The 551-nt window shown below is 67.9% G+C and carries 1 protein-coding gene; it reads right to left on the bottom strand.

Going from position 1 to position 551, the window contains the following annotated elements; all coding sequences use genetic code 11:
• Positions 1-66: 66 nt before the first annotated feature.
• Positions 67-551: DUF1295 domain-containing protein (locus tag JNK74_29885; GenBank protein ID MBL7650381.1), on the bottom strand; the 485-nt coding region annotated here is incomplete at its 5' end.

The raw sequence follows: 551 nt of genomic DNA, 5'->3' as shown, positions 1-551 counted from the left end.
CCTGCAGCGAGTTTCCGCCCCCGGAATGACTCAGGCGCGCGGCGGCAGCGGCACGAACGCCGACGTTCACCGGATGTAGTCGCGATAGCCGGGCTTGCTGCTGGAGAGGTGCGCGTCGAGCATCGCCACCCCCGAGACCTTCAGCAGCAAGAAGGTCATCAAGAGGGGGGCGAAGACGGTGGCCCAGCCGAGCGGCTGATCCAGCGCGCAGATCCAAAGCCCCCAGCCGAGCACACACTCCCCGAAGTAGTTCGGGTGGCGCGTGTAGCGCCAGAGCCCAGTGTCGAGCACGCGGCCGCGCATGGCTGGATTCCGTTGGAAGGCGAGCAGCGGGGCGTCACCGATCGCCTCGAAGGCGAAGCCGACCACGAACAAGGCAAGGCCGATCCAATCGACGGGGGTCATGACGTCGGTGGCGGGCGCGCTCGCCGAGAGCTGGAGGGGCGCGGAGATCACGAACGCCAGGCCACCCTGCAGCAGGAACACTTGGAAAAAGCTCAGCCACCAGTAGCGCTCCGGCCCATAGCGCTGGCGGAACGCGGCGTAGCGCG

It is taken from the genome of Candidatus Hydrogenedentota bacterium, from assembly GCA_016791475.1.
In the GTDB taxonomy this organism is placed as follows: Bacteria; Hydrogenedentota; Hydrogenedentia; order Hydrogenedentales; family JAEUWI01; genus JAEUWI01.
This window is presented reverse-complemented; position numbering and strand designations above follow the sequence as displayed.